The following is a 24,724-nucleotide window of genomic DNA, read 5'->3' on the forward strand; positions in this document are numbered from 1 at the left end:
CGACGGCGCCGAAGGAGACGCGCCGGGACGCCGATACGGACTGCGCGCAGGGTCGTCCATTCGAGCGCCGGGCGCAACGAGTCGTTGCACAAGCGCTGCACGCGGCCCGTCCGGCGCCGCACCGGGCCGCCCCGCCGCTCCTTCGCAGAGCCGCCGGGCCGCCGTGCGGGGCCCGCGGCGCGGGGCCGCCGTGGTCGTCGCGGCCGTCGCGCCCGTCGCGCCCGTCCACAGACGCGCGCGGCGCGCCGCGCTGTTCAGGGGAACGGCCGCGCCGTGTGGGCGTGGTTCAGCGGCCCGTGGCCCTGGCCGAGCCCCGGCGCGGAGCGCATCGCCTCGCGGAGGTAGCGCCTCGCGCGCCCGATCGCCGGGACGAGGGCGAGACCCTGGGCGAGACCCGCGGCGATGGCCGATGCGAGCGTGCAGCCCGTGCCGTGGGTCGCGCGCGTCTCGATGCGCGCGTCCTCGAACAGCTGCTCGCCCTCCGGCAGCCCGGCGCCGCCGGGCCCCGGCGCGACCCGGAGGACGTCGACGACCGTCGCGCCCGGGAGGTGGCCCCCCTTCAGCAGCACGGCGCGCGGACCCATGGCGAGCAGCCGCGCTGCGGCGCTGCGCATGGCGTCCACGCTGTCGATGACCACGCCGGTCAGCGCCTCGGCCTCGGGGATGTTCGGCGTGAGCAGCGCCGCGAGCGGCAGGAGCCGGGTGCGCAGGGCGCCCTCGGCGTCGGGCTTCAGCAGCCGGGCGCCGCCCTTGGCGACCATCACCGGGTCCACCACGAGCGGCGCGCCGCGGCCGAGGCGCTCGTAGACGCGCGCGACCTCGTCGATGACCTCGGCCGAGTGGAGCATCCCGGTCTTGATGGCGTCCGCGCCGATGTCGTCGAGCACGACCTCCATCTGGCGACCGATGAAGTCGGGCGGCACCGGGAACACGGCGTCGACGCCGCGGGTGTTCTGGGCGGTGAGCGCGGTGATCGCCGTCGCGCCGAACGCGTCGAGCGCGGTGACCGCCTTGAGATCGGCCTGGATTCCTGCGCCGCCGCCCGAGTCGGAGCCGGCGACGATGAGGACGCGTCCTTTCATGGCGCGCTCCGGCGGCGGGCGGTCGCGGAGGCCGGTCGGCCCCCGCGCGGCAGGTGCGCTGGGAGAGCGGGGAGCGAGCTGCGAGAGGCGCGCATGGCGAGCGCGCAGGGTGTCCTGAAACGCAGCGAGTGGCGAGGGCTTCTTGCTGGCGGCGCGAGAGGGCCGCGGGCCGCCGGCCATGGAGGTCGGGCCGGCGGCAGGTCGCGCTCTGCTCGCCGCCGCGAGCGCAGGCGCCCGCGCCGCGATCTCGGCCGTGCGTCAGAGGCCAGCGCGCACGATCTCACCCGACATCGGGCTCCCGGACAAGCCGCGGTTGGACCAGTAGACGAAGCCGTTCCGGAGGCGGACGCTCGTCGGCCGCGCCTGGTTCGAGGCGATGACCCGAGGGCCGCCGCCGCAGCCGTCCAGCGGACACATCTTGACGACGCCGTCTGCGCTCATGCCCGTGCCGAGAGCGGTCCAGTACACGCCTGTGGGGCCGACAGCCATGCTGGTCAACGACGGCTCGCCCTCGACGAAGGTCGTCGGGCTGCCGCCGCACCCGGTCTTCTTGCACGCGAAAATGGTATTCTTGACCGCGTTCATTACGTAATGAATCCCGTCGTGGATCGCCATGACGACGCCGTGCTCGGCGTGGAGCTGGATCGCGCCGTCCGTAGTGCCGGGATTGCAGAAATAGACGCCTCCTGGATCGGTGGCGTGGGCCCAGTACACGGTCGTCCCATCCATGACGAACGAACGGATCCCGTCCGCGCTCACGCAGCGGATCCGCTGGCATTGGCCGTTATCGCACTCGATGACATCGAACTTATCCGAGATGCGCGCCACGCCGTCGTCGCTCACCTGGATCTGGTTCAGGTTGCTCACGATGGACTCCAACACTTCCACCGGCGACTTGCCGAAGCAACCGGCCGCCGGACATCGGTAGTAGCGGCGCGACCCTCCGTCGTTCGGGGAGCTCAGCCAGTGCACGAAATTCGGATCCACCGCGACGAGGTAGGGAGAGGCGATGGCGGCGCTCGTGGGAGGCCCGAGCCCCTCGGCGAGGACCACCGGAGCCGGGCAGCCTGCCAGGGGGCAACGCAGCAGCGTGGAAGTGGAGAGGATGAAGACGCTCTGGTCGTCGACCGCGATCGAGTACGGGTCGTCAAGGCCGGTGGCGACGACCTCCGGGGGCAATGGTTGCGTGTCCCCTCCGCCAGCTGCGCCCGTTCCTCCTCCCCCGCCTTCGCCGGCGCTCACGCCGCCCCCAGTCCCGCTGCCGGTCGGCGACGCGCCGCCGCTGCCGGTCGGCGATGCACCGCCGCTGCCGGTCGGCGACGCACCGCCGCTGCCGGTCGGCGACGCGCCGCCGCTCCCGCCGCCGCCGCTGTCGCCGAACGAGCGCTCCGCCGGTGAGCAGGCGACTGCCAGGAAGCCGGCCGGGAGGGCCACCGCGCCGAGCAGCACGAGCGATATCGTGAAGAGCCGTTGCCGCATCGGCGACGAGTATGCCACAGGGCGCGCCGAGCGAGGCGACCACGGCACGGGGGAGGGGGCCTGATCGCGCTGGAGGCCTCGGCGTCAGTAATGCTTGTCGAGGACCGCGGGATCCTTCGTCGTCGCGAAGACCGTGTCGCAGCGCCGGCACCTGTACTTCACCTTCGTCGGCCGGGCCGAGATCCCGAACGCGAGCTGGATGTACCCGAGGACGCGGTACTCCGCCTCGGCGCTCACCATGTAATGATCGCGACCATGGCCGCAGGGGCACTGGACCGGCTCGGGCGTCGTACGGTCGCGATAGGGCATCGACGGGCTCGTTGGCATGGACGTCAGCGTAGTCTAGGGGGGCCGCGGCGGACGTCGAGGGGGCGGCGCCGCGACGCCGCCTTGACGGAGGCGACCGGGCGGTGCGAGCAGAGGGGCGGCGCGCCGCGGCACGCGCTGCGTGCGGGGCCGTCCGACGGGCGCTTTGCGCCGCGCCGCGGGCCGAACTAGGAGACGCTTCCATGCGCCCCGCCCTGTGCGCCGAGCATCTGGTGAAGCGGTACGGCGGCGTCACGGCCGTGGACGGGGTCGATCTCGCCGTGTACGCCGGGGAGGTCGTCGGGCTGCTCGGGCCGAACGGCGCGGGTAAGACGACGACCTTGCGGATGCTCGCCGGCATCCTGTCGCCCGACCAGGGGCAGATCCTGGTCGGCGGCGTCGACCTGGCCGCGAGGCCGCTCGAGGCGAAGCAGCGCCTCGGCTTCCTCTCCGGGGACACGCAGCTCTACCAGCGGCTCACGCCCCGCGAGGTGCTCCGCTACTTCGGTCGGCTGTATGGCATGGAGGAGGCGGCGCTCTCGCGCCGGATCGACGCGCTCGTGGCCGATCTGGAGATGGACGCGTTCGCGTCGCGGCCGTGCGGCACGCTCTCCACGGGGCAGAAGCAGCGCGCCAACATCGCGCGCGCGTTCCTCCACGAGCCGGAGGTGCTCATCCTCGACGAGCCGACGACCGCGCTCGACATCCTCAGCGGCCGCTTCATCGTCGCGTCGATCCGGCGCGAGCGCGCCGCGGGCAGGGCGATCCTCTTCTCGACGCACATCATGAGCGAGGCCGAGTACCTCTGCGACCGCATCGCCCTCATGCACGAGGGGCGCGTCGTCGACGCCGGCACCCTGCCCGAGCTCCTCGGGCGCTCCGGCACCACGAACCTGACCGACGCCTTCCTCCACCACGTGGAGCGGAGCCGCCCGGGCGCGGCGCGCGACACGCCCGAGCGCGCCGGCGCGCCCGCGGCAGGGGGCTGAGGCGCCGTGAGGCTCGCCATCGTATGGACGATCCTCCGCAAGGAGCTCGTCGAGTCGCTCCGGGATCGGCGCACGCTCGTGCGCCTCGTCGTGGTCCCGCTCCTCCTTTATCCGCTCTTCGCGCTCGCGATGAGCAAGCTCGTCGGCGTCGAGGCGGCCGCGCGCGAGGCGCGCCCGTCCAGGATCGCGGTCTGGGGGGAGCTCGCCGAGGGCCTGCAGGCGAGGCTCTCCGCTGCGGGCAAGATCGAGCTCGCGCCGTGGGCCGGCGCGCCCCCCGACGTGCGCGAGGGGCTCCTCTCCGGGGCGCTCGCGCCTCCGGCGGGGCCAGAGCCCGCGCCGGACGACGGCGAGGCGGCGCCCCCCGAGGCGGAGGCCGAGCCGGCGAGGTGGATCGAGCCGGAGAACCCCGTGCTCGCCGCGGCGCGCGCCGCCGTGAGCGAGCGCAAGGTCGACGCGGTGCTCGTGCCGTGGCCCTCGATGGGGGCCGAGCTCGGGCGCGGCGGGAAGGGCGCCGTCGCGATCTACTTCGACTCGGTCCGCGCCGACTCGGCCACGGCAGAGGCGCGCCTCGAGGGCGCGCTGCAGCGCGCCCGCAGGGCCATCGTGGCGGATCGAGAGGCGGAGCGCGACCTGCCCGAGGGGTTCTCGCGCGCGTTCGACGTCGTGCCGCGCGACGTCGCGGCGGACAGCCGCAAGGTCGGCCAGATCCTCGGCGCGATGATGCCGATGCTGCTGATCCTGATGTCGCTCCTCGGCAGCTTCCTCCCGGCGATCGATCTGACGGCGGGCGAGAAGGAGCGCGGCACGATGCAGACGCTGCTGTGCGCGCCCGTGCGGCCCATCGAGATCATCTCGGGCAAGTTCCTGGCCGTGTGGGTCATCTCGCTGCTCACCGCGCTCGGCAACGTGGTGAGCATGTCGCTCACGGTGAGCCGGTTGCTGCCCGACGCGATGGTCGTCGGCCCCGGCACCTTCGCGCTGACGTTCGTGCTGCTCGTGCCGGTCACGCTCCTGTTCTCGGCGCTGTTCCTCGCGCTCGCCGTGTTCGCGAAGGACTTCAAGGACGGTCAGAACGCGCTCATGCCGGCGTACCTGCCGCTCTCGCTGCTCGCCGGCATCACGGCCCTGCCGGTGGTCGAGCTCAACCCGTGGACGGCCTACGCCCCGGTCCTCAACATCGCGGTGCTGATCAAGGCGCTGTTCGTCGGAGAGGCGCCGGCCGATCTCCTCTTCACGGCGCTCGTCTCCTCGGCGCTCTATGCGTGCCTCGCGCTCCTCTTCGCCGCGCGCGTCTTCGAGCGCGAGAGCGTGCTCCTCGGGGGGCACGAGCCGGCGCGCGCCGTGCTCGGCCTGGGGCGCCGGGCCGGCGGGGCGCCCTCGGCGGGCTTCTCGCTGGCGGCGTTCGCGGGCGTCCAGGTGCTCTTCTTCTATGGCAGCCTGCTCATCGCCCGCACCAGCGTGGCGGTCCAGCTCGCGGTCTCACAGGTCGGCTTCTTCCTGGTCCCGACCCTCGCGCTGGTCGCCGGCTTCGGCTACTCGCCGCGGGCGACGCTCGGCCTCAGGCCGGCCTCGATCCGGGGCCTCGCCGGGGCGCTGCTCCTCGGGGTCGCGGCGTGGGCCGCGATCGGCGGCACCGTCCTCCGTTGGTTCCCCGCGCCGGAGCCGTTCGCCCGTGAGCTGGGCGAGCTCGTGCTGCTCGGCGGGCAGCCGTACCCCGTCGTCCTGCTGCTCGTCGCCGTCACGCCGGCCGTCTGCGAGGAGCTCCTGTTCCGCGGCCTCGTCTACGCAGGCCTGCGCCGCGCCGGGCCCGCGGTGGCGATCGGCGTATCGGCGCTCCTCTTCGGGCTCGCGCACGGGTCGGTGTACCGGCTCTTGCCGACGTTCTCGCTCGGGCTGGCGCTCGGCTACGCGCGCCACCGCACCGGCTCCGTGCTGCCCGGAGCGCTGCTTCACGCCCTGAACAACGGGCTCGCGGTGTCGCTCCTCTATTTCAAGCCGTCATGGGCGCAAGGTCTCCTCGAAGGAGAGGTCCTGCCGTGGAGCATCACATTCGCGGGGATGGTCGTCTCGTTGGCCGGGCTGCTCCTGCTTCGGTTCTCGGCGCCGAGCGCGCCGGAACCGGAACCGGAAGGGAAGGCGAAGATGGACGAGCGCGAGCGTCGCGGGGGAGCGGCCGGCGGAGGCAGCGCGGCACAGGGCTGAGGCTGGCGAACGCGGCAGCAGTGTGAGCGAGAGCGCGTGGCGGAGAACCGCGCACCTTGCGCCGGCCGCTCGCGGCGGTACGGACATCGATGTGCACGCACGCTTTCTTCCGGGGCTCGCCGCGGCGGCGATGACCTTGGCGCTGTCCTGCTCTCACGGCGGTCCCACGCTCGCGGAGCGCGGAGGAACCGCACCCGGCCGTCTCGCCGCACCGGCCCCCGGCGGCGCGCCAGCCCTCGCTGGAGCAGCACCGGTGGAGGCCGGGAGTGCGCCGGTCTCCCCGGAAGCAGCGCCCACCGGTGCCGCAGGACCACCCGTGACGCCGCCGACATCGCCGGGATGGGCCGGCCCCTGGATCGAGCACCTCGCCGACGCTGCTGGCCTCCGCGAGCGGCCGCCGCGGGCGCAGCGCCAGTGGAACCACATCGCCGCGGCCGCGGGGGCGGATTGCCGCGACGCCCTCAAGGTTGCGGGGGCGCGGTTCCAGTCGCTGCCGGACACCGAGAAGCCCAACAAGAAGGGGTGTGGCATCCCCCACGGCGTGCTGCTGAGCCGCGGGCCGACCGGCATCGTTTACTCGCCGCCGCTGCAAGTCGATTGCTCGCTCGCCCTCCGGCTGGCCGATATGGAGCGCGTGATCCAGGAAGAGGCCGAGGCGCACCTGAGCTCGCAGATCATCCGCATCAACACCCTGGGGAGCTATGCCTGCCGCGAAGTGGTCGGCAGGATGCGCCCGTGGAGCGAGGGGCTGAGCGAGCACTCGTTCGGCAATGCATTCGATATCGCGCGCTTCTCGCCGAAGCGCGGCCGCGCGATCAGTGTGCTCCGCGATTACGTGCTCCACGGGGACGACCCGAGCACCCGTGAGGGCCGCTTCCTCCGGGGCGTGACCCGCCGGCTCCGCGCCGAGGGGGCGGCCGCGCGCGTCCTCGGGCCGGACTTCGACGCGAGCCACCGGGACCACCTACACATCGATTGCGGCACGCCGCGCTGGTACTGAGGCCACGGCTGGCGGCCCCGCGCTTACCGCGGCTCCGGCCGCAGCTCGAGGATCCGCACGTCGTACGGCGCGAGCTCCACGGCGTGGACCGGGGACTTGCCTCCCAGCTCGGTCAGGTGCCCTGAGGCCGCGGCGGGCTTCACAGAGAGCGGCTGATCCGCCTGGCTGACAAGGAACACGAAGCGGCGGCCATCCCGGTGGCGCAGCGTGTCGGCCGCGACGCGCGGGTCGTCCACCGTCACCGGTCGCTTCACGCCGGCGAGCTCGGCGAGCGCGTCGTAGATCCTGTAGGTCGGCTCCGGGTTGATCCGCGGGGTCGCCGCGGCGAAGTGCTCGATCGGATACGTGCAGAGCACGACGCTGCCGCTCCCGATCTTGCGCCGCAGCAGCGCCGGCCGGCCGCGCTGGTCGACCGCGACGACCTCCGCGCCCCTCGAGCGCACGGGCAGGTAAGCGCGGCTGTGCTCGGTGCCGGAGACCGGGAACGTGAGCGTCGTGCCCGCCGCGATCGTGCCGAACTGGCATTCGAAGGTGAGCTTCGCGCGATCGTCCTCGATCGGATCGATCATCCCGTAGCGCAGCTGGTGCTCGACGCCGAACATCGCGTTGAGGTGCGCGTACCACGGCCCGCGCTGCGACCCGTGGGTGCCGTGGCAGTACGACGCGTAGACGACCGCGCCGGCCGACGCCAGCCGCTCCAGGAGGTGCCATGTGGGCGCGGTCAGCTGCTTGGCCGACGGCAACAGGTAAAGCCGGCAGTCCTCCGCGATCCCGTCCCGCTCCCGCGTCAGCCCGACCGGCAGGTCCGCCTCCTTCGCCGCGATGTAGGCCTGCCGCAGCATCGTGAACAGGTAGCTGCGGTCCTCGGCCTCCGTGAACGGGAACGCGCCTTCCAGGTACGACGGGACGATCAGCGCCGCGTCGGCCGGCTCGCGCTCACAGCCGAGGACGTCGATGTCGGAGAGCACCTTGGCGAAGCGGGCCATCTCCTCGAGCTGCGGCTTGGGGCGGCCCTCGACGGTCGTCAGCCCGAAGTGGAGCTCGAAGGGGTGGTGCCTGTAGGGATCCTGGTGGATGAGATCGAAATCGGTGTTGTTCCAGCCGATCCACCCGGTAGCGCCGGCCAGCAGCGTGTTGTGGAGGACTTGCCGGTAGTAATGCGCGGCGTTCTCGTCGGACGCGAAGGCCGACGACACGCCGAACTCCTCCAGCACCACGGGCTTGCCGAGGAAGCCCGTGAGCTCGCAGACGAACGCCGCGCCGTAGTGCTGGCGCGCCAGGTCGTTCTCCATCCGGTACACGTGCGGGCCGAGGAAGTCGACGAGCGCGCCGAGATCGCGGACGGAGAACCCATTGTCGTTCCCCGTGACCTCGATGCCCCACGCGCCGTCGCCGATCGAGATCGGCTGGCTCGCCCCGCCGGCCCGCAGCGCTTGCACGACCAGGCTCGCCCAGCTCGTGACGTTCTCGCGGATCGAGCGCTCGCGCTCGCCGTAGATCGGCATCTCGTTGGAGACGAGCCAGCCCGTCACCGCCCGGTGCCCCGCGAAGCGCCGCGCCATCTGCTCGGCGAACCAGGCCTGCCGGGCCACCATCCACACGTCGCCGTAGAGGTCCCGCCCGCGCCGCCAGGCCGGGTCCCAGTTCTCGCCGGACATGTGGCCGACGAGGAGGGTCGGGATCGTCGTGAGGCCCGCCTCGACGTGCGCCGCGAGGAAATCGGCATAACGCGCGACGCAGTCCTCGTCGATCCGGTCCGGCTCCGGCATGAAGTGCGGCCAGTAGAAGAACGACCGGGTCATGGTCAGTCCGTGATCGGCGAGCACCCGGAGCTCCTCCCGGACCACGAACGGATCGTAGCTCTGCCACATGAGCGGGCCGCCGCGCCTCGACCAGAAATTGGCCCCCAGCCAGGCGACCGCCTGTTGACGAACTGCGACTTTGGCGAAATTGCGGTGCATAGTCCTCACGTCCTGGTCATGCAGAGCGGCGCTCTCGAACACCGTCCGTCCCGCTGCTCGCGGCGCGGGCCGCGCGCTCGCTGCGCGAGCGACGGGCAGGTGACTTAATCGGTTCAGTTTACGCCACTTAATCGGTTCAGTCTACGCGCCCGTGCGGGGGGCCGGGCCCTCGCTCGGGCCAGGCCGGCTCATGCGCGGGGGGGCGGGGCGGTGCTGCCCCGCGTCGCGAGCGTCGGCGCGCTGCACTCGTCGTCGGTGACCGGTTCTCCGGCGACGAGGCGGAGGAGCAGCGCGGCGGCGCGGGAGCCGTGCTCGGCGATGTTGCGGCGCACCGCGGTGAGGGCGGGGTGGACGAGCTGGCACAGCGCCGAGTCGTCCCAGGCCACGATCGAGAGGCGCTCCGGCACGGGGACGCGCATCTCGTGGGCGACCGCGAGCGCGGCCACGGCCATCACGTCGTTGTCGAAGACGATGGCTGTGGGCGGCGAGGCCTCGGCCAGGAGCCGCCGTGTGGCCTGGCCGCCTGCCTCGCCCGTGTAGTCGGCGTGGACCGTCTGCACCCGATCCAGGCGCCGCTGGCGCGCGGCTGCGGTGAACGCCTTGGTGCGGACCGCGGTGTGCACGAACTCGGCCGGGCCGGCGACCCGCGCGATCGACCGGTGGCCCAGCGCGGCCAGGTAGTCGACGACGGCCCGCATGGCGCTCGCGTCGTCGCTCCACACCCCGGGCAGCTGCCCCTTGCCTGCCGGCCCGCCGATCACCACCGCCGGGAGCTTCAGCTCCTCGATCAGCTTCACGCGCGGATCGTCGTCGCAGAGGTCGACGAGGATCACCCCGTCGACCCGCCGCTCGGCCCACCAGCGGCGGTAGGTCTCCACCTCGGCCACGCGATCCTCCGTGACCTTGAGCAGCAGCGCCTCGGCCTTTTCGGACAGCTCCGCCTCGATGCCGGAGATGAGCTGCATGAAGAACGGCTCGATGCCGAGCATGTGCGCGGGCCGGTCGATGACCAGGCCGACGGCGCCGGCGCGGCCGTCGGAGAGCGCCCGCGCCGCGTTGCTCGGCTGCCAGCCCAGCTCCGCCGCGATGGCCAGGATCCGCTCGCGCGTCGGCTCCGACACGCCGGGCCTGCCGTTCAGCGCATACGACACCGCTCCTTTGGATACCCCCGCCCGCCACGCGATGTCCGTGATCGTCGGACGCTTCACGCCTCACCTCCGCTCCAGGCGACGGAGCGCGCCTGCCGTGTGAACCCGCTCCGCCGCATGGCCCCGGTGGATAGCACGACGGCCCGCTGGCGAGCCGAACGCCGCGCAGGGCCGAGCGCCGCGAGCGAGCGACGAGCCCAGCGCAGCCCCTCCCACACCGTCGCCTGGCCAGGCGAGGCGCCGTGCTGGACGGCCGCGGGGGCCCGGTCAGCGCGCCGCTGTCAAGCGCGGCGCTGTGTCCCGTGGGACTCCGCTGCTGGGCGGACGGGCCGTGTCGCGCTGTTCACGCCACCTCGAGGAGCTCGCGTTCGGTGATGCCGAGCAGGAAGAGGATGGCGTCGAGGCCGCTTGCGGAGAGGGACGTGTCGGCGGCCTCTCGCAGCTTGGGCTTTGCGCGGAACGCGACGCCGAGGCCGGCCCTTTGCAGCATCAGGAGATCGTTGGCGCCGTCGCCCACGGCGATGGTCTGATCGAGCAACACGCCTTCTGCCTGGGCGATGGTCTCGAGCAGCTCGGCCTTGCGTTGCGCGTTGACGATCGGCCCTGTGACCCGGCCGGTCAGCTGTCCGTTCGCGACCTCGAGCGCGTTCGAGTAGGCGTAGTCGATCCCGAGCCGTGCCTTCAGCGCTTCCGCTGCGATCGAGAAGCCGCCGGAGATCACCGCCGTCCGGTAGCCGAGCCGTTTCAGCACCCGGATGAGCGTCTCTGCGCCCTCGGTGATGGGGAGCTCTGCGGCGAGCTTCCGCAGTACGCCGACGTCGAGGCCGCGGAGCAGCGAGAGCCGCTGGCGGAGCGACTCGTCATAATCCATCTCCCCTTGCATCGCGCGCTCGGTGATCTTCGCCACCTCCTCCGCCACGCCCTTCGCGCGCGCCAGCTCGTCGATCACCTCGATCCGGATGAGTGTCGAGTCCATGTCCATCACGACGAGCCGCTTGCTCCGGCGGAAGAGGCCCTCGCGTTGCAGCGCGAGATCGAAGCTGTTCTGCGTCGCGAGGGCGAGGAGGGCCTGCTTGAGGGTGTCGGCCTCCTCTTCGCGCTGGAGCAGCACCTGGATCTCCACCGACGAGAGGCGTTCGACCGACAGCCGCGCGATCTTCTCGATGTTCGCGCCGTGGGCAGCGAGTGTGGAGGCCACGTCGTGCAGCGGTTTTGCGCCGAGCTCGCGGCCGATGGCTGTCACCACGTACCGGCTCCCTGGCGCGCGCCGTGGCGCGCCCCCGTCGAGCGGCTTGAAGTCGAGCGTCACGCCGAGCTCTTTCGCGGCGAACAGCAGCTCCTTGAGTCCGCTGCGTGTCTCGGGGAAGAGCGCGAGGAGCGCGAGGTTCAGGTTTCCGTGCACCACCACCTGTTCGATGTCGAGCAGCGTGGCGCCGATATCGCTGAGGATGCCCGTGAGCCGAGCGGTGATGCCGGGGTGGTCCCTGCCGGTGACGGTGACGAGTATCGGATCGGACGAGACTGCCATGCCGGAGCCCCCTTAACAGCGCCGCGCGGCAGGGTCGACGCCGATAGCTCGCTGCACGAAGCAAAACGATGCTTCACCGAAAGAGCGTTTGCCAAACCACCGCTCCCCCTCCGCGCTCCACGCCCCGGCGACCTCCTGCTCCCCATGGCCCGCCGCGCCTGCACGCCTGCAGCCTCCCCATCCCCCCACCCCCCCACAAAGAGCCCGCGGGGGAGGAGGCTGCGCGCGCGGGGGGGCGGTGGGCGGGCCCCACGAATCCGAGGGCCGGCCCGCAGCGCAGCCCCATCCGCGCGGTCCTCCCTCACCCGTCCAGCCGGCAACAGCCCCCCAAAAGGCCCGAGTTCGTGGGAGGGCCCACCGCCCCCCCGCGTGCGCAGCCTCCTCCCCCGCGGGCTCCGTCGCTATCGGTAGCGCCCGCCCCCTCGCCCCGCCGCCGCCCGTCCGCCCCCTTTGCCGCCCGCCGCCGGCCGCCCGCCCCCCTTGCCGCCCGGACCGCGCCGGCTCGCCGGCCGCCCGGCCCGCGCCGGCTTCTCCTCGGCCGCCTCGCGCGCCGCGCCGGCGTCCCCGTCCCCCTGCTGTGCCTTGAGCTGCCGGAGCTGATCGCGCAGCCGCGCCGCCTTCTCGAACTCGAGGTTCTCCGCCGCCGCGAACATCTCCTGCCGGAGCGCGTCGATCTGGTCGACCAGGTCCACCGCGGCGCGCGCCGCATCGGTCGCGGGCTTCGCCGGGCCCTTCGGGACGGCGTAGTAGTCGCGCGTGCCCGAGGTGGGCGACAGGTCGAGGATCGCCTTCTTCACCGTGGCCGGCGTGATGCCGTGCTCCTTGTTGTACGCCTCCTGGATCGCGCGCCGCCGGTTCGTCTCGTCCATCGCGCGCTTCATCGCCTCGGTGATGCGATCGGCGTACATCACGACCTCGCCGTTCACGTTGCGTGCGGCGCGGCCGATCGTCTGGATGAGCGAGCGCGGGCTCCGGAGGAAGCCCTCCTTGTCGGCGTCGAGGATGGCGACCAGCGACACCTCGGGGAGATCGAGCCCCTCGCGCAGCAGGTTGATGCCGACCAGCACGTCGAACTCGCCGCGCCGGAGATCGCGGAGGATCTCCACGCGCTGGAGCGTGTCGACGTCCGAGTGGAGGTAGCGGACCCGGATGCCGAGCTCCGTGTAGTACTCGGTCAGATCCTCGGCCATCCGCTTGGTCAACGTGGTGACGAGCACGCGATCGCCGCGGCCGACCCGCTCCCGGATGCGCGCGAGCAGGTCGTCGACCTGACCGGACACCGGGCGGATCTGGATCTGCGGATCGATGAGCCCGGTCGGCCGGATGATCTGCTCCACGACAGAGCCGGCCGACTTCTGCAGCTCGTAGTCGCCGGGCGTCGCGCTCACGAAGAGGACCTGCGCGTAGTGTTGCTCGAACTCCTCGAACTTGAGCGGCCGGTTGTCGAGCGCGCTGGGGAGCCGGAACCCGTACTCGACGAGCGTCTCTTTCCGCGCCCGGTCGCCCCGGTACATCGCCCCGACCTGCGGGACGGTCTGGTGCGACTCGTCGATGATGAGGAGGAAGTCCTTCGGGAAATAGTCGATCAGCGTCGGCGGGGGCTCGCCGGCCTTCCGGCCCGAGAGGTGGCGCGAGTAGTTCTCGATGCCGTTGCAGAACCCCATCTGCTCCAGCATCTCGAGATCGTACATCGTGCGCTGCTCGATACGCTGCTTCTCGAGGAAGCGCACGGCCCTGTCGTAGAAGTCGATGCGCTCGCGCAGCTCCTCGCGGATCGCCTGGATCGCGAGCCTGAGCTGCTGTTGCTCGGTGACGTAGTGGGAGCCGGGGAAGACCGCGTAGCGATCGAGCTGGCCCACCACCTTGCCGCGGACCGGGTCGACCTCCTTGATGGCCTCGATTTCGTCGCCGAAGAACTCGACCCGGATCGCGAGCGCCTCCTCGTAGGCCGGGAAGATCTCGACGACATCGCCGCGGACGCGGAACGTCCCGCGGTGGAAATCGACGTCGTTCCGCGTGTACTGGATGTCGACGAGCCGCCGCAGGAGCTCGTCGCGGCGGATCTCGGTGCCGCGCTCGAGCTTGATCAGGAGCCCGTGGTAGCTCTCGGCCGAGCCGATGCCGTAGATGCAGCTCACGGAGGCGACGATGATCACGTCCGGCCGCGAGAGCAGCGCGTGCGTCGCCGCGTGGCGCATGCGGTCGATCGCGTCGTTGATGATCGCGTCCTTCTCGATGAACGTGTCGCTCGTCGGGACGTAGGCTTCGGGCTGGTAGTAGTCGTAGTAGCTGACGAAGTAGTGGACGGCGTTGTTGGGGAAGAGGTCCCGCATCTCGCCGTAGAGCTGGGCCGCCAGCGTCTTGTTCGGCGCCATGATGAGGGTCGGCTTTTGCAGCTTTTCGATCACCTTGGCGGCGGTGAACGTCTTGCCGCTGCCCGTGACGCCGAGGAGGACCTGGAAGGCCTCGCCCTGCTCGAAAGCGGAGCAGATCTCCTGGAGCGCGCGAGGCTGGTCACCGCACGGCTTGAATTCGGAGACGAGCTCGAAGTGTGTGGGCATGGAGCGGAGGACCCTAGTGCGGCGAGGCGCTCCTCGCAACCTCCGCGGCCTTCAGGGCCGGAGGGCGGGGTGGCCTCGCCGGGAAGGCGTGGTCTCGTCCGGCTTCGTCCGGCTTCGTCGGTCTTCCAACTATCGGCAACCATTGGCAACCATCGGCCGAGCGGAAATTGTCGACCCACTGTCGTTCACCTGGAACGAGGGCGCCCCACGTCGTCCCGCGCGCCTCCGTCCGGCCCACGCTCGTCCCCGCTTCGCCGCATGCGCCGCACCTCGCCGCGCGCTCGTTGCACCCCAGAGCGGGCTTCGCGCGCTCGTTGCATGACGCGCGCTCCGTACGCGCGCGCTGTGCTCGCTGCCCATGCGGCCGGGCCGAGCCGAGAGCGCTTGACGTCGGCGCGGGGCCATAGGATTCTAGGTGCTGTCGCGTCGTGGTGACGTGAGCCGAACGCGGAGGTCAGGTCATGAGTGCCAACACATCGCACACCCATTGCGCCGCCGCCGTCGTTTCCGCCGCGGCCGGCTGAGCTCGTCTCCACGTCTCCGCGACGTTGCCCGCGTGCCCTGAGGGGCGCGTGTGTGCCCTGAGCGCGTGCCCCTCCCAGGGATCTGCCCTGGCCGGGTGTGCCTTCTGGCGTGACGTCCTGATCGATCGACGAGCTCCGCTCCGCGGTGGCCCCGCGCGTGGAATGGCCGGCGCGTGCGCGCTTGTTCGCCGCCGCGCCCTGTCCGTCGATCGCCGCGCACCGAGCTCGGGCGCGGCCGAACGCCATGGAGCGCTCGTCCGTCATGCAAACTCGCCTCGATTCTCTCGTTGATCCGTCTTCTCAGCACGAAATGCAGCCCGATCTGGTCGGGCTTGGATGGACTCCCTTCTTCGCGAGCCAGCTCGCCTGTCTCAAGGATGCCGTGCAGCCTGCGCGCGTCGTCCTCGCCTCCGCGTCCAGGCACCACGTTCAGACGGCGGATGGCCCGCGCATCGCGGTGGTCAGCGGTCGCCTCGCGCACGAGGCAGCCGACCGCGCGGCGCTCCCCACCGTCGGTGACTGGGTGGGCCTCAGGCCGGGCGACGGCGCCGGGCCTTCGTACATCGTGCACACGTTCGCGCGGAGCACGTGCCTGCGCCGCAAGGCCGCGGGGCCCACGGTGGAGGCCCAGGTGCTCGCGGCCAACATCGACAAGGTGTTCATCGTCACGTCGCTGAACGCCGACTTCAATCTGCGCCGCATCGAGCGTTACATCGACGCCGTCCTCGACAGCGGCGCTCGCCCGGTCCTCGTGCTCAACAAGGCCGATGTCTGCCCGGATCCGGAGCGGTACATCGACGCGGCGCGGGATGTGGCCCCTGCCGCGCCGATCGCGCTCGTCAGCGCGCTCTCCGGCGCCGGCCTCGACGCGCTTCGCGCCGAGATCGGGGCAGGGGAGACCATCGCCCTCGTCGGCTCGTCCGGCGTGGGGAAGTCCGCGCTCAGCAATCGCCTGCTCGGCGCGGAGGTCCAGCTCGAGGGCGCGATCCGGGCGTCGGATGAGCGTGGCCGCCACACGACGGCTCACCGGGAGCTGTTCCTGATCCCTGGAGGTGGCCTCCTCATCGACACGCCGGGCATACGGGAGCTCGGCGTCTGGTCCGCGGGCGGCAGCGCCCCGGCCGGCTTCGACGACGTCGAGGCCCACGCCGCGGCCTGCCGTTTCCGGGACTGCGCGCACGACGGCGAGCCCGGTTGCGCGGTGCTCCGTGCCATCAAGGACGGCGACCTCGATCCCGAGCGTCTCGGCGCCTACCTCAAGCTGGGTGCGGAGCGACGCCACCTCGCCGGGCAGCAGGACGTGCGCGCGAGGATCGAGGAGAAGCGGCGCTGGAAGCAGATCTCGAAGCAGATGCGCGCCAATCCGAAGCGATAAGCGGAGCCGCCCTCCCGCCCCCGCGGCCAGCCCCCAGCGTCCCCGCCACGCCGCGTAGACACCCCCAGCAAATCCCCCGCATCCTCCCCCCGCCCCCGCCCGCCTGCGCGCCCCCTCGAAACCGCTCTTCCCATCCCTTGGAAAGAGCCCTCGGGAGGGGGTGTCGCGCGCGGGGCCGGCGGGGGAAGGGCCCCACGAACCCGAGCGCCGGCCCGCATCGAAGCCACTCGCCCTTGGTTCTCCCTCCCCCGTTCAGCCGGCCATAGCCACCACAAGGCGCGAGTTCGTGGGAAGGGCCCCCCGCCGGCCCCGCGCGCGACACCCCCTCCCGAGGGCTCCCCCGCGTCCTGGGAAGCCCTCTCCGTCCCGTGTCCCGTGTCCCGTGTCCCGTGTCCCGTCAGATCCCGTATTGCCGGAGCTTCTTGTGCAGCCCCTCGCGCGTGATCCCGAGCGACTTGGCCGCGTTGGTCTTGTTGTTGTTGTGCCCGCGCAGCGCTTCCAGGAGGAAGAACTTCTCGACCGCGTCCATCATCTCCTTGAGCGACCCCTTCGGCGTCCCCGCCCGCGCGATGAGCCCCTCGACCTGCCGGATCCTCGGCGAGAGCAGCTCCGGCGTCCCGAACGCCCCCGGCTCCAGCTGGATGACGATCCGCTGCACCTCGTTCTGGAGCTCCCGGACGTTGCCTGGCCAGTCGTACGCGACCATGAGCTCCATCGCCTGCTGGCTGAACCCGCCGCAGGGCTTGCCGATCTCGTCCGCGTAGCGCTCCAGGAAGTGCGTAGCGAGCAGCGAGATGTCGTCGCGCCGCTCTCGCAGCGGCGGCAGGCGGATCGGGAAGACCTTGAGGCGGTAGTAGAGGTCCTCGCGGAACCGCCCCTTGGCCACCTCGTCCTCGAGGTTCCGGTTCGTCGCCGCGACGATGCGCACGTTGACGTGCTTCGGGCTCGTCGCGCCCACGGGCCGGATCTCGCCCTCCTGGAGCGCCCGGAGGAGCTTCGATTGCAGCGACAGCGGCGTCTCGGTGATCTCGTCGAGGAAGAGCGTGCCGCCGTCGGCGATCTCGAACAGCCCCTTCTTCTCCTCGGTGGCGCCCGTGAAGGACCCCTTCTTGTGCCCGAACAGCTCGCTCTCCAGGAGGCTCTCGGCCAGCGCCGCGCAGTTCTGCGCGACGAACAGCTTGTCGCGGCGGCGGGAGCGGTAGTGGACGGCGGCGGCGATGAGCTCCTTGCCCGTGCCCGTCTCGCCCTCGATCAGCACCGTCACGCGCGTGTCGACGACCTTGTCGAGCTGCCCGATGACCTTGCGCATCGCGTCGCTGTTGCCGATGATGTCGACCGCGCCCCCGCTGCCGCCCCGGCGGCGCTCCTCGCGCCCCTTGAGGAAGCTGTTCTCCTTCTGGAGCCGCTCCTCCGCGAGCACGAGCCGCTTGATGAGCCGGGCGTTCGCCACCGCGAGCGAGGCGTTGGCGGCCAGCACGAGGAGCGTCTCCAGGTCGCCGGCGTTCAGCATCCCGGGCACGCTCCGGTTGTCGGCCTGGAGCACGCCGATGATCTCCTCGCCCTTCCAGAGCGGGACGGCGAGCGTGCTGCGGATCGAGGCGCCCATCAGCGACTCGGACTGCCCGACCTCGATCGGCGCGTCGGCGGCCAGCACGGCCGCCCGCTCCTTGATCACCTTCCGGTACACGCTGCGCGTGATCGGGACCGGCCCTGCAGGCGGCCCCCCTTTGCCCGACGCGGACCGGACCCGCGTCAGCACCGGCACGAACGCCGCCGGCGCCGCGCCCGGCTCCTGGTCGTCGTCGCGCAGCACCACCGTGACGTGGGTCGAGCTCGGCACGAGCGCGAGCACCGCGTCGGCGATCTCGGCGAGCACCTCGTCGAGATCGGTCGCCGCGCCGATGCGCTTCTGCGCCGCGTACATCGCCGACAGCGCGCTCGGGTCGCGCTCGATCTTCGCCTCGGCAGGCTCGATCTCGTCGAGGCGGCGGATCGAGACGACCCGCGCGTCGTCGGCCTCCTCCGGGATCTTCACCACCATCCGGGTGACCGCGTCCCCGGAGCCGAGCTCGATGACGTCCCCCGTCTGGAGGGCGAGCGCGCTGCGCCCCGCGCCGAGCTCCAGCCGCTCGCCCCGCCGCGTCACGCTCGTGCCGTTCGTCGAGCGCAGATCCTCGAGGATCACCCCGTCGGCGCCGCTCACGATGCGCGCGTGCGCCCCGGAGACGTGGCGATCGTCGAGGACGACGCGGTTGTCCGACGAGCGCCCGAGCGTGATCAGCTCGCCCTGGAGCTCGAAGGTGCGCCCGGCAGCGAGACCCTGGGTTACCTCGAGCACGATCATGGTTCGTTCTTCAGCCGGAAAGACCCCGTGACAAGGGCCGGAGTAAACCGTCAAGACGGCGGAGACGCCAGGAAAAATCAGGAGCCAGGCGCGTCGGTGAAGCTTCGCGCAAGCTTCGCGCGAGCTTCGCTCGAAGCTCGCGCAAGCATCGCGCCCAGGCGGCGCCAATCAAGGAAAATCTGGATCCAGGTGATGTGCCCGCATGCGCGCTCCATGCGCTCCAGGCGCTCCAGGCGCCCCGACCGCGGACGGGGCGCATGGCGCTGCGGCGGTCACTGCGCGCGGGCGGTGAGGCGGTAGATGACCGTCTTGAAGGGCGCGTTGCCGGCGATCTTCTCGGGATCCTTCGAGGCCTCGCCCTCGTCGACGATCTTCTGCAGCTTGGTCGCGACCTCGGCGTCGCCCTTCGGCGAGAGGGCGTCGATGACCGAGACCGAGACGAAGCGGACGGCCGCGTTCGAGACCTTCGGCATCGCGTCGATGATCTGCTGCCGGACCTCGGGGGTGCCGAGCACGCCCGCCATGTAGGCGGACTTGATCCCCTGGAACTGCGTCTCCTTCGCCTGCGACGCCGGCTCGCCGAGCTTGCCGACGTAACACTCGAGCTTGGTGCCGCAGGCCCCGAGCAGCTCCTTCGCGATCTTGATCTCCTTCTCCATCGACTTGCCGACCGTGCCGCCGCCGCTCGTGCGGGTGCCCGCGAGCCGGTCGACGTCGGCGATCTGGTCGGGCTTCATCAGCTTGAGCGCCGTCTGCAGCGAGACGTCGCGGATCTGCGCGACGTCGTCCTCCTCGCCGCGCGCCTCGAGGCCGGTCTTCACGAGCCACGGCACGAGGCTCGCGTCGAAGAAGTTGCTCGCCGCCTCGGCGAGCATCACCCGCGCGTTGATGCCGGCCGGCGGCATCTCGAGCCCCGCGGGCGTCTTCTCGTAGGCCGCCTGGAAGGCCGCGAGGGTCTCCGGCGTCCTCGGCACCTTGGTCAGCTCGCGCGCGATGATGGCGCGCGGCACATCCTCGGCCTTCCCGAGCGCGGCGAGCAGCGGCTGCGACGACTCCTGCCGGCCGATCGTCGCCAGGACGAGCGCGGCCGCAGCGACGTGGGCGGTCTCCGCGGCCTTCTTCTGCTCCGCGTTCGCCTTGTCGCCGCCGGCGCCCTTCAGGTTCTCGACCTTCGAGTACTCGACGAGCTCCTTCTGGTCGCCCTGGAGCAGCGCGATCGTCGGCTGGATCGCGGGCTTGCCGATCTTCGTGAGCGCCAGGATGGCCGTCGTGGCCGCGTCCGCCTTGAACGGCGACAGCACCACCTTGAGCAGCGGCACGACCGCCTTCTCGCTGCGCTGCCACCCGAGCAGCTCCGCGGCGGTGATCTGCCAGAACAGCTCGTTCCGCATCGTGCCGACGTCCTTCGGGTCGTTGATCGGGCGCCCGATCATCGTGATGAGCCCGTCTTCCCAGGACTTGCTGTTGATGTCGACCATCGCGTCGTGCACGTCGCGCGAGATCGTCGAGCCCTTGGGCTTGCCGTGCTGGAGCTTCGAGAAGACGGCCATGAGCGGCTCGGCGGCCTTCTCCGACTTCATCGCGCCGAGGGCGCGCACGGACCAGCGGACGTCCTCCTCGGTGGACTCGGGCTTGTAGTCCTTCAGCGCCTTGATGAGGCAGGCCTCGCCGCGCGGGTCCCTCGTGTCGGAGATGAACTTGATGAGCTTCGAGTTCGTGCGCTCGTCGAGATCGCCGGTCACGCACTTCTGCGTCATCGGCTCGATGATCTTGTCGAGGAGCGGCTTCACGGTCGGGCCGTTCCGGTCCTTGTTGTCACGCGTCATCGCGTCTTCGAAGAACTGGACGAGCCGGTTGACGGAGGCGGTGAGCGTGGCCGGGTCGTCGAGCCGCTTGACGTGCGTCTCGGGGTCGTTCTCGTCGCCGCATCCGACGATGACGCCTGCGGAGAGCGCCATCGACGACGCGGTGGCGGCCCCCAGGAGGAGCGAGCGAAGGAGCGGCAGGATGCTGCGTGCTGAGCGGGACATGGTGTTTCCTCCGGGACCTCGGTGATGCTGCCGGCCTGACCTCGCCGTCGCACGGCGCGCTTCAGGAGAGGCGGTCAGCGGCTAGCCTTCGTTAGCCTGAGGGGACGAAAGTGGACAAAAACAGCGCGCGGCAGGGGGCGCGGCCCCCCTTCGGCCACGACGTGGCGCCGCTCCGCCATGGAAACGGCGAAGCCGACGCTATTCGCCGCCAGAGAACGTGTCAACGCGAGCGCGGCGCCGAGACGAGCCGGCGGATCCCCGTGGCGAAGAGCCGGTCGGGGATGACACGGCGCAGCGCGACGAGCGCGCGTGCGTCCCGGCCGACGAGGGTCCTGAAAGGCGGCGATGCGTCGTCGATGAGGCGGAGGATCGCGGCCGCGACCGGGGCGGGCGGCGGCGCCTTGGCGGCGTCCTTCAGGACGATCTGCTCGATCGCCCTGGTCATCGCGCCGTAAGGGCCGTCGAGCGAGACGTGGGCGCCGCGCCGCTGGTTCTCGTAGAAAATTTCGGTCTTGAAGGTGCCGGGCTCGACGAGGCAGACGTGGACGCCGAACGGGGCGACCTCCCAGCGCAGCGCCTCGCTGAAGCCCTCGACGGCGTGCTTCGTCGCCGCGTAGGCGCTGACGCCGGGGAGGCCGACGAGCCCGGAGAGGCTCGAGACGTTGACGATGCGGCCGCGCCCCGCGCCGCGCATCGCGGGGAGCACCGCGCGCGTCACGGCCATCAGCCCGAAGACGTTGGTCTCGAACTGCGCCCGGACGTCGCCGTCCGCCTGCTCCTCGAAGGCGCCGCCGACCGCGATGCCGGCGTTGTTGACGAGGGCGTAAGCGGGGCCGTGCTTCCGAAGGATCTCCCGGACCCTGTCGGGCGCGCTCGCCGCGGCGACGTCGAGCTGCTCGATCTCGAGCGTGACGCCACGCGCGCCGGCGGCGGCGAGGAGCGCGCCGGCCTTCTCGGGGCGGCGCATCGTGGCGATGACCCGGTGGCCCGCGGCCGCGCACGCGACCGCGGTCGCGAGGCCGATGCCGCTCGAGGAGCCGGTGACGAGGACGAGGTGACCCATGGCGAAGGGGCGCGAGTATAGGCGAAGCGCGACGCGGCGGGGGAGCGCGGGGCGCGGCATGTGCGGCGCGTGCGGCGCGTGCGCCGCGTCGAACCGCCGCCGCCGCCGCGCCGCCGGGGCGGGCGCTCAGCCGATGATCATCGCCTCGCTGAGGAGCCGGCCCTCCCTGAAGCGCCGCAGGTTCCAGCGGTCGAACAGGGGGAGGGAGGCGCCCTCGGCGATGTGCTGCGCGAGGAGCTTGCCCATGACGGGCGCGATCATGAAGCCGTGCCCCATGAACCCGGAGGCCTGGTAGAAGTGCTCGACCTCGTCGACCCCGCCCACGATCGGGTTCTGATCCGGGGTGAGGTCGTAACAGCCGGCCCACTGCCGCAGCACCTTCACGCTGCCGAGGAGGGGACACGCGGTGACGAGGGCCCGCGCGTACAGGGCGAGGAACTTGTGGCTCGACCCCATGTCGAGGCCGTCGGGGACGTCCTCGTTGGAGATGCCGCCCACGATCTCGCCGCGCATCGACTGGGAGAAATAGAGGCCGTTCGAGAGATCCGCGACGAGCGGGCCGAGCCAGGGCTTGAGCGGCTCGGTCGAGCAGATCTCGTGGCGGTGCGGGTGGTTGGGCAGCTCCACGCCGAGCATGCGCGCGATCTCGGGGCTCCACGCGCCGGCCGCGTTGACGACCTTGTTCGTCCGGATCTCGCCGCGATCGGTGACCACGGCGTCGATCCGCGCGCCCTGCGTGCGGAAGCCGAGGACGTTCGTGAAGGTGGCGATGTCGACGCCGAGCTTCTGCGCGCGCTCGGCGTAGCCCCAGACGAACGGCCACGGGAACACGACGCCGTCGTCGGGGTTGTAGCTGGCCGCCACGACGCCGTCGGTCGAGAGCTGCGGCACGATCGCGCGCGCCTCGTTGGCGGTGAGCATCCGCGTCCCGAGGCCGCACGCGTTCTGCACGGCGACGCTCTTCTCGAGCGTCCGGCGGCCCGCCTCGCTACGCACGAGGAAGAGGTAGCCGCCCTGCCGGAACCAGATGTTGATCTTCATCTCGCGGGCGAAATCCCGGCAGATGCGGATGCTCTCCTGCATGAGCCGGATGTTGCCCTCGCTCGAGAACTGCGCCCGGACCCCGCCGCCGTTGCGCCCGCTGGCGCCGCCGCAGAGGTAGCTCCGGTCGACGACGACGATGTCGGTGATGCCGTGGTGCCGCGCGAGGTTGTACGCGATCGCGAGGCCCATGATCCCCGCGCCGATGATGACGATCTCGGCCTGCCCCCGCATCGCGCCTCAGCCGAGCTCCGACCTCGCCGCGGCGACGACGGCGGCCTGGAGGGCGCCGTTCGAGGCGATGATGCCGCGGCCGAGCTTGAGCCCGGGGCCGTTGTAGTCGATGGGCGCGCCCGAGAGGTCGGTGAAGCTGCCGCCCGCCCCGAGGAGCACGGCCTCGGGCGCGCAGCTGTCCCAGAGCTTGGCGCCTCCCCCGCCGTGCACGTAGAGGTCGACCTCGCCGGTCGCGATCCGGGCGATCTTCACGCCGACCGAGCCGCAGGGGACGACCTTCGAGATGCCGAGCCGCGCGAGGACCGGCTCGAGCTCCTTCGGCCGGTGCGAGCGCGAGATGATGAGCGTCGCGTCGGCCGGAGCGCTCACGGCCGAGACCCGGAGCGGCCTGCGGCTGCCGTCCCTCGCCTCGAGGAAGGCGGCGCCGCCCTCGCCGGCGCGGCCGGCCAAAGCCTCGCCCGTCGTGGGCATCACCACGACGCCCAGCGCCGCGCGGCCGCGGACCGCGAGCCCGATCATGACGGCGAACTCGCCGTTCCTGTCCGCGAACTCCCGCGTGCCGTCGAGCGGGTCGACGAAGAACACCCGCTCCTTCCGCAGGCGCGAGGCGAGCTCGTCGCCGGTCGGGACGCTCTCCTCGGCGAGGATCGCCTCGCCGGGAAACGCGGCCTCGAGCGCGCTGCAGATGAGCGTGTTCGCCTCGCGGTCGGCGCGGGTCACCGGGTCGCCGGGGCCCTTCATCTCGACGGCGAACGGCGTCGCGTACACGTCCATCACGATCGCCGCCGCGGCGCGCGCGATGCGGACGATCTCGTCGAGCTCCCTGTCGTTCCGGTCCATCGTGCTCACACCTCGATCCCGGCCTGCTTGAGGCGCACGGAGAGCTCCGTGAGCGCCGTGTCCTGGAGGTAGGGCGGCATGCCGGCCTCACGGACGAGCTGGTCGAGCTGGGCGACCGAGCGGGGGCCGAGCACGGCGGACGAGACGACGCGGTTCGCGAGGACGAAGCGCAGGGCCGCCGAGCGGAGCGACGTGACGGCGCCCGAGACCAGCGGCCTGAGCGCGTCGAGCTGGCGGATGCGGGTCTTGAGCTCGTCGCGGGTCCACCGCTGGTAGCGGTGATCGTCGAGGTAGAACTCGCGCTCGGAGCTCCACTGGCCGGCGAGCAGCCCGTGCGCGAGCACCGATCGGGCGAGGACGCCCGCGCCGGACTCGGAGACGTCGCCGGCGACGTCGTGGAGGTCGCCGGGGAAAAAGGCGTTGTAGGCGATCTCGATGACGTCGACCTCGTCGCGCAGCGCGGAGCGGGCGACGTCCGCGGAGCCGGCGCTCACGCCGTAGGCGCGGATCTTCCCGGCCTGCTTGAGGTCCTTCAGGAAGGCGAGGGCCTCCTTCGATTGCATCGCGGCCACGGTGGGGTTGTGCAGCAGGACGACGTCGACCACCTCGCGGGCGAGGCGCTCCTGCGACCGCTCGAACGCGGTGCGGAGGTGGGCGGGGTCGAAGCGCTTCGTCGGGGGATCGCCGTCGCGAACGGTGCCGATCTTGGTGACGACGAACGTCGCGCCGGCGCCCTGGAGCCGCCTGCCGAGGCAGCGCTCCATCTCGCCGCGGCCGTAGACGTCGGCGGTGTCGAAGAGGTCGATGCCGACCGCGAGCGCGCGATCGATGACGCGATCGATCTCGATGTCGGCGACGGGACCGTAGCCGTCGCCGGAGAGTCCCCAGGTGCCTAGGGCGAGCTCCGAGACCTGAAGGGTCGTCTTGCCGAGGGGGCGCTTCCTCACGGGCGGCGATCTACACCAGCGCCGGGAGGGCGCCACGAAATAGGGGCGGAGCGCCGGGCACGGCGCGCCG

At 71.6% G+C, this 24,724-nt stretch carries 17 protein-coding genes; 4 read left to right on the top strand and 13 right to left on the bottom strand.

Features of this window, described 5'->3' with window-relative positions:
- Positions 1–254 precede the first annotated feature (254 nt).
- The 3 genes from thiD to WME97_RS03355 form a co-directional block, all read right to left on the bottom strand.
- Positions 255–1,082 (bottom strand): bifunctional hydroxymethylpyrimidine kinase/phosphomethylpyrimidine kinase, encoded by an 828-nt coding sequence (gene thiD / locus WME97_RS03345; RefSeq protein ID WP_437549482.1) that lies wholly within the window; start codon positions 1,080–1,082, stop codon positions 255–257.
- 258 nt (positions 1,083–1,340) lie between these two features.
- Entirely contained in the window at positions 1,341–2,561 is a 1,221-nt protein-coding gene (locus tag WME97_RS03350) for a hypothetical protein (protein ID WP_437549484.1), read from the bottom strand.
- 84 nt (positions 2,562–2,645) lie between these two features.
- A complete protein-coding gene (locus tag WME97_RS03355; RefSeq protein WP_157907469.1) occupies positions 2,646–2,870 on the bottom strand; it encodes a hypothetical protein in 225 nt (74 codons plus the stop codon).
- A gap of 200 nt (positions 2,871–3,070) precedes the next feature.
- Here WME97_RS03355 and WME97_RS03360 point away from each other — a divergent pair, with 200 nt between their 5' ends.
- The 3 genes from WME97_RS03360 to WME97_RS03370 all read left to right on the top strand — a co-directional run bounded on the left by WME97_RS03360 (position 3,071) and on the right by WME97_RS03370 (position 7,058).
- Complete coding sequence (locus WME97_RS03360) at positions 3,071–3,856, top strand: ABC transporter ATP-binding protein (RefSeq protein ID WP_437549486.1); 786 nt, start codon at positions 3,071–3,073, stop codon at positions 3,854–3,856.
- Between the two features lie 6 nt (positions 3,857–3,862).
- Positions 3,863–6,058, top strand: coding sequence for an ABC transporter permease subunit/CPBP intramembrane protease (locus tag WME97_RS03365; protein WP_437549488.1), 2,196 nt, complete (start codon positions 3,863–3,865; stop codon positions 6,056–6,058).
- Positions 6,059–6,374: 316 nt separating this feature from the next.
- Positions 6,375–7,058, top strand: coding sequence for an extensin-like domain-containing protein (locus WME97_RS03370; protein ID WP_437549489.1), 684 nt, complete (start codon positions 6,375–6,377; stop codon positions 7,056–7,058).
- A gap of 23 nt (positions 7,059–7,081) precedes the next feature.
- On the opposite strand, the gene WME97_RS03375 is transcribed toward WME97_RS03370, so the two are convergent.
- From WME97_RS03375 to uvrB, 4 genes are all read right to left on the bottom strand, one after another.
- The gene (locus WME97_RS03375; RefSeq protein ID WP_437549491.1) at positions 7,082–9,019 is read right to left on the bottom strand and encodes a glycoside hydrolase 5 family protein; all 1,938 of its coding nucleotides are present in this window, start codon (positions 9,017–9,019) and stop codon (positions 7,082–7,084) included.
- Positions 9,020–9,207: 188 nt separating this feature from the next.
- Complete coding sequence (locus WME97_RS03380) at positions 9,208–10,227, bottom strand: LacI family DNA-binding transcriptional regulator (protein WP_437549493.1); 1,020 nt, start codon at positions 10,225–10,227, stop codon at positions 9,208–9,210.
- A 283-nt stretch (positions 10,228–10,510) separates the two neighbouring features.
- Complete coding sequence (gene serB, locus WME97_RS03385; RefSeq protein ID WP_437549495.1) at positions 10,511–11,695, bottom strand: phosphoserine phosphatase SerB; 1,185 nt, start codon at positions 11,693–11,695, stop codon at positions 10,511–10,513.
- A 401-nt stretch (positions 11,696–12,096) separates the two neighbouring features.
- Positions 12,097–14,256 carry an excinuclease ABC subunit UvrB gene (gene uvrB / locus WME97_RS03390; RefSeq protein WP_437549497.1) on the bottom strand — a complete coding sequence of 720 codons (2,160 nt, stop codon included), beginning with the start codon at positions 14,254–14,256 and terminating at the stop codon, positions 12,097–12,099.
- Between the two features lie 834 nt (positions 14,257–15,090).
- On the opposite strand from uvrB, the gene rsgA reads away from it, so the two are divergent.
- Positions 15,091–16,155, top strand: a complete 1,065-nt coding sequence (gene rsgA / locus WME97_RS03395) for a ribosome small subunit-dependent GTPase A (protein ID WP_437549499.1) — start codon at positions 15,091–15,093, stop codon at positions 16,153–16,155.
- Between the two features lie 397 nt (positions 16,156–16,552).
- Here the strand turns inward: rsgA and WME97_RS03400 are convergent, their stop codons facing one another.
- The 6 genes from WME97_RS03400 to WME97_RS03425 form a co-directional block, all read right to left on the bottom strand.
- The gene (locus WME97_RS03400) at positions 16,553–18,499 is read right to left on the bottom strand and encodes a sigma 54-interacting transcriptional regulator (protein ID WP_437549501.1); all 1,947 of its coding nucleotides are present in this window, start codon (positions 18,497–18,499) and stop codon (positions 16,553–16,555) included.
- A 272-nt stretch (positions 18,500–18,771) separates the two neighbouring features.
- Positions 18,772–20,529, bottom strand: a complete 1,758-nt coding sequence (locus tag WME97_RS03405) for a hypothetical protein (RefSeq protein WP_437549503.1) — start codon at positions 20,527–20,529, stop codon at positions 18,772–18,774.
- A 220-nt stretch (positions 20,530–20,749) separates the two neighbouring features.
- Entirely contained in the window at positions 20,750–21,592 is an 843-nt protein-coding gene (locus WME97_RS03410) for an SDR family oxidoreductase (protein WP_437549504.1), read from the bottom strand.
- A gap of 126 nt (positions 21,593–21,718) precedes the next feature.
- Positions 21,719–22,867 (bottom strand): NAD(P)/FAD-dependent oxidoreductase, encoded by a 1,149-nt coding sequence (locus WME97_RS03415; protein WP_437549506.1) that lies wholly within the window; start codon positions 22,865–22,867, stop codon positions 21,719–21,721.
- 6 nt (positions 22,868–22,873) lie between these two features.
- On the bottom strand, positions 22,874–23,707 hold the full coding sequence (locus WME97_RS03420) for a 3'(2'),5'-bisphosphate nucleotidase CysQ family protein (RefSeq protein WP_437549508.1): 834 nt from the start codon (positions 23,705–23,707) through the stop codon (positions 22,874–22,876).
- Positions 23,708–23,712: 5 nt separating this feature from the next.
- Entirely contained in the window at positions 23,713–24,654 is a 942-nt protein-coding gene (locus tag WME97_RS03425; protein ID WP_437549509.1) for an aldo/keto reductase, read from the bottom strand.
- Positions 24,655–24,724: the final 70 nt, after the last annotated feature.

The sequence above is a fragment of the Sorangium sp. So ce367 genome (assembly GCF_051520455.1).
In the GTDB taxonomy this organism is placed as follows: Bacteria; Myxococcota_A; Polyangia; order Polyangiales; family Polyangiaceae; genus Sorangium; species Sorangium cellulosum_B.

Excerpts from the sequence above, each read along its gene's own strand:
- WME97_RS03375 (WP_437549491.1), bottom strand. The coding sequence starts at position 9,019 with ATGCACCGCAATTTCGCCAAAGTCGCAGTTCGTCAACAGGCGGTCGCC.
- WME97_RS03415 (WP_437549506.1), bottom strand. The coding sequence starts at position 22,867 with ATGCGGGGGCAGGCCGAGATCGTCATCATCGGCGCGGGGATCATGGGC.
- WME97_RS03360 (WP_437549486.1), top strand. The coding sequence starts at position 3,071 with ATGCGCCCCGCCCTGTGCGCCGAGCATCTGGTGAAGCGGTACGGCGGC.
- WME97_RS03405 (WP_437549503.1), bottom strand. The coding sequence starts at position 20,529 with ATGTCCCGCTCAGCACGCAGCATCCTGCCGCTCCTTCGCTCGCTCCTC.
- uvrB (WP_437549497.1), bottom strand. The coding sequence starts at position 14,256 with ATGCCCACACACTTCGAGCTCGTCTCCGAATTCAAGCCGTGCGGTGAC.
- WME97_RS03410 (WP_437549504.1), bottom strand. The coding sequence starts at position 21,592 with ATGGGTCACCTCGTCCTCGTCACCGGCTCCTCGAGCGGCATCGGCCTC.
- WME97_RS03400 (WP_437549501.1), bottom strand. The coding sequence starts at position 18,499 with ATGATCGTGCTCGAGGTAACCCAGGGTCTCGCTGCCGGGCGCACCTTC.
- WME97_RS03355 (WP_157907469.1), bottom strand. The coding sequence starts at position 2,870 with ATGCCCTATCGCGACCGTACGACGCCCGAGCCGGTCCAGTGCCCCTGC.
- rsgA (WP_437549499.1), top strand. The coding sequence starts at position 15,091 with ATGCAGCCCGATCTGGTCGGGCTTGGATGGACTCCCTTCTTCGCGAGC.
- WME97_RS03420 (WP_437549508.1), bottom strand. The coding sequence starts at position 23,707 with ATGGACCGGAACGACAGGGAGCTCGACGAGATCGTCCGCATCGCGCGC.
- thiD (WP_437549482.1), bottom strand. The coding sequence starts at position 1,082 with ATGAAAGGACGCGTCCTCATCGTCGCCGGCTCCGACTCGGGCGGCGGC.
- WME97_RS03350 (WP_437549484.1), bottom strand. The coding sequence starts at position 2,561 with ATGCGGCAACGGCTCTTCACGATATCGCTCGTGCTGCTCGGCGCGGTG.
- serB (WP_437549495.1), bottom strand. The coding sequence starts at position 11,695 with ATGGCAGTCTCGTCCGATCCGATACTCGTCACCGTCACCGGCAGGGAC.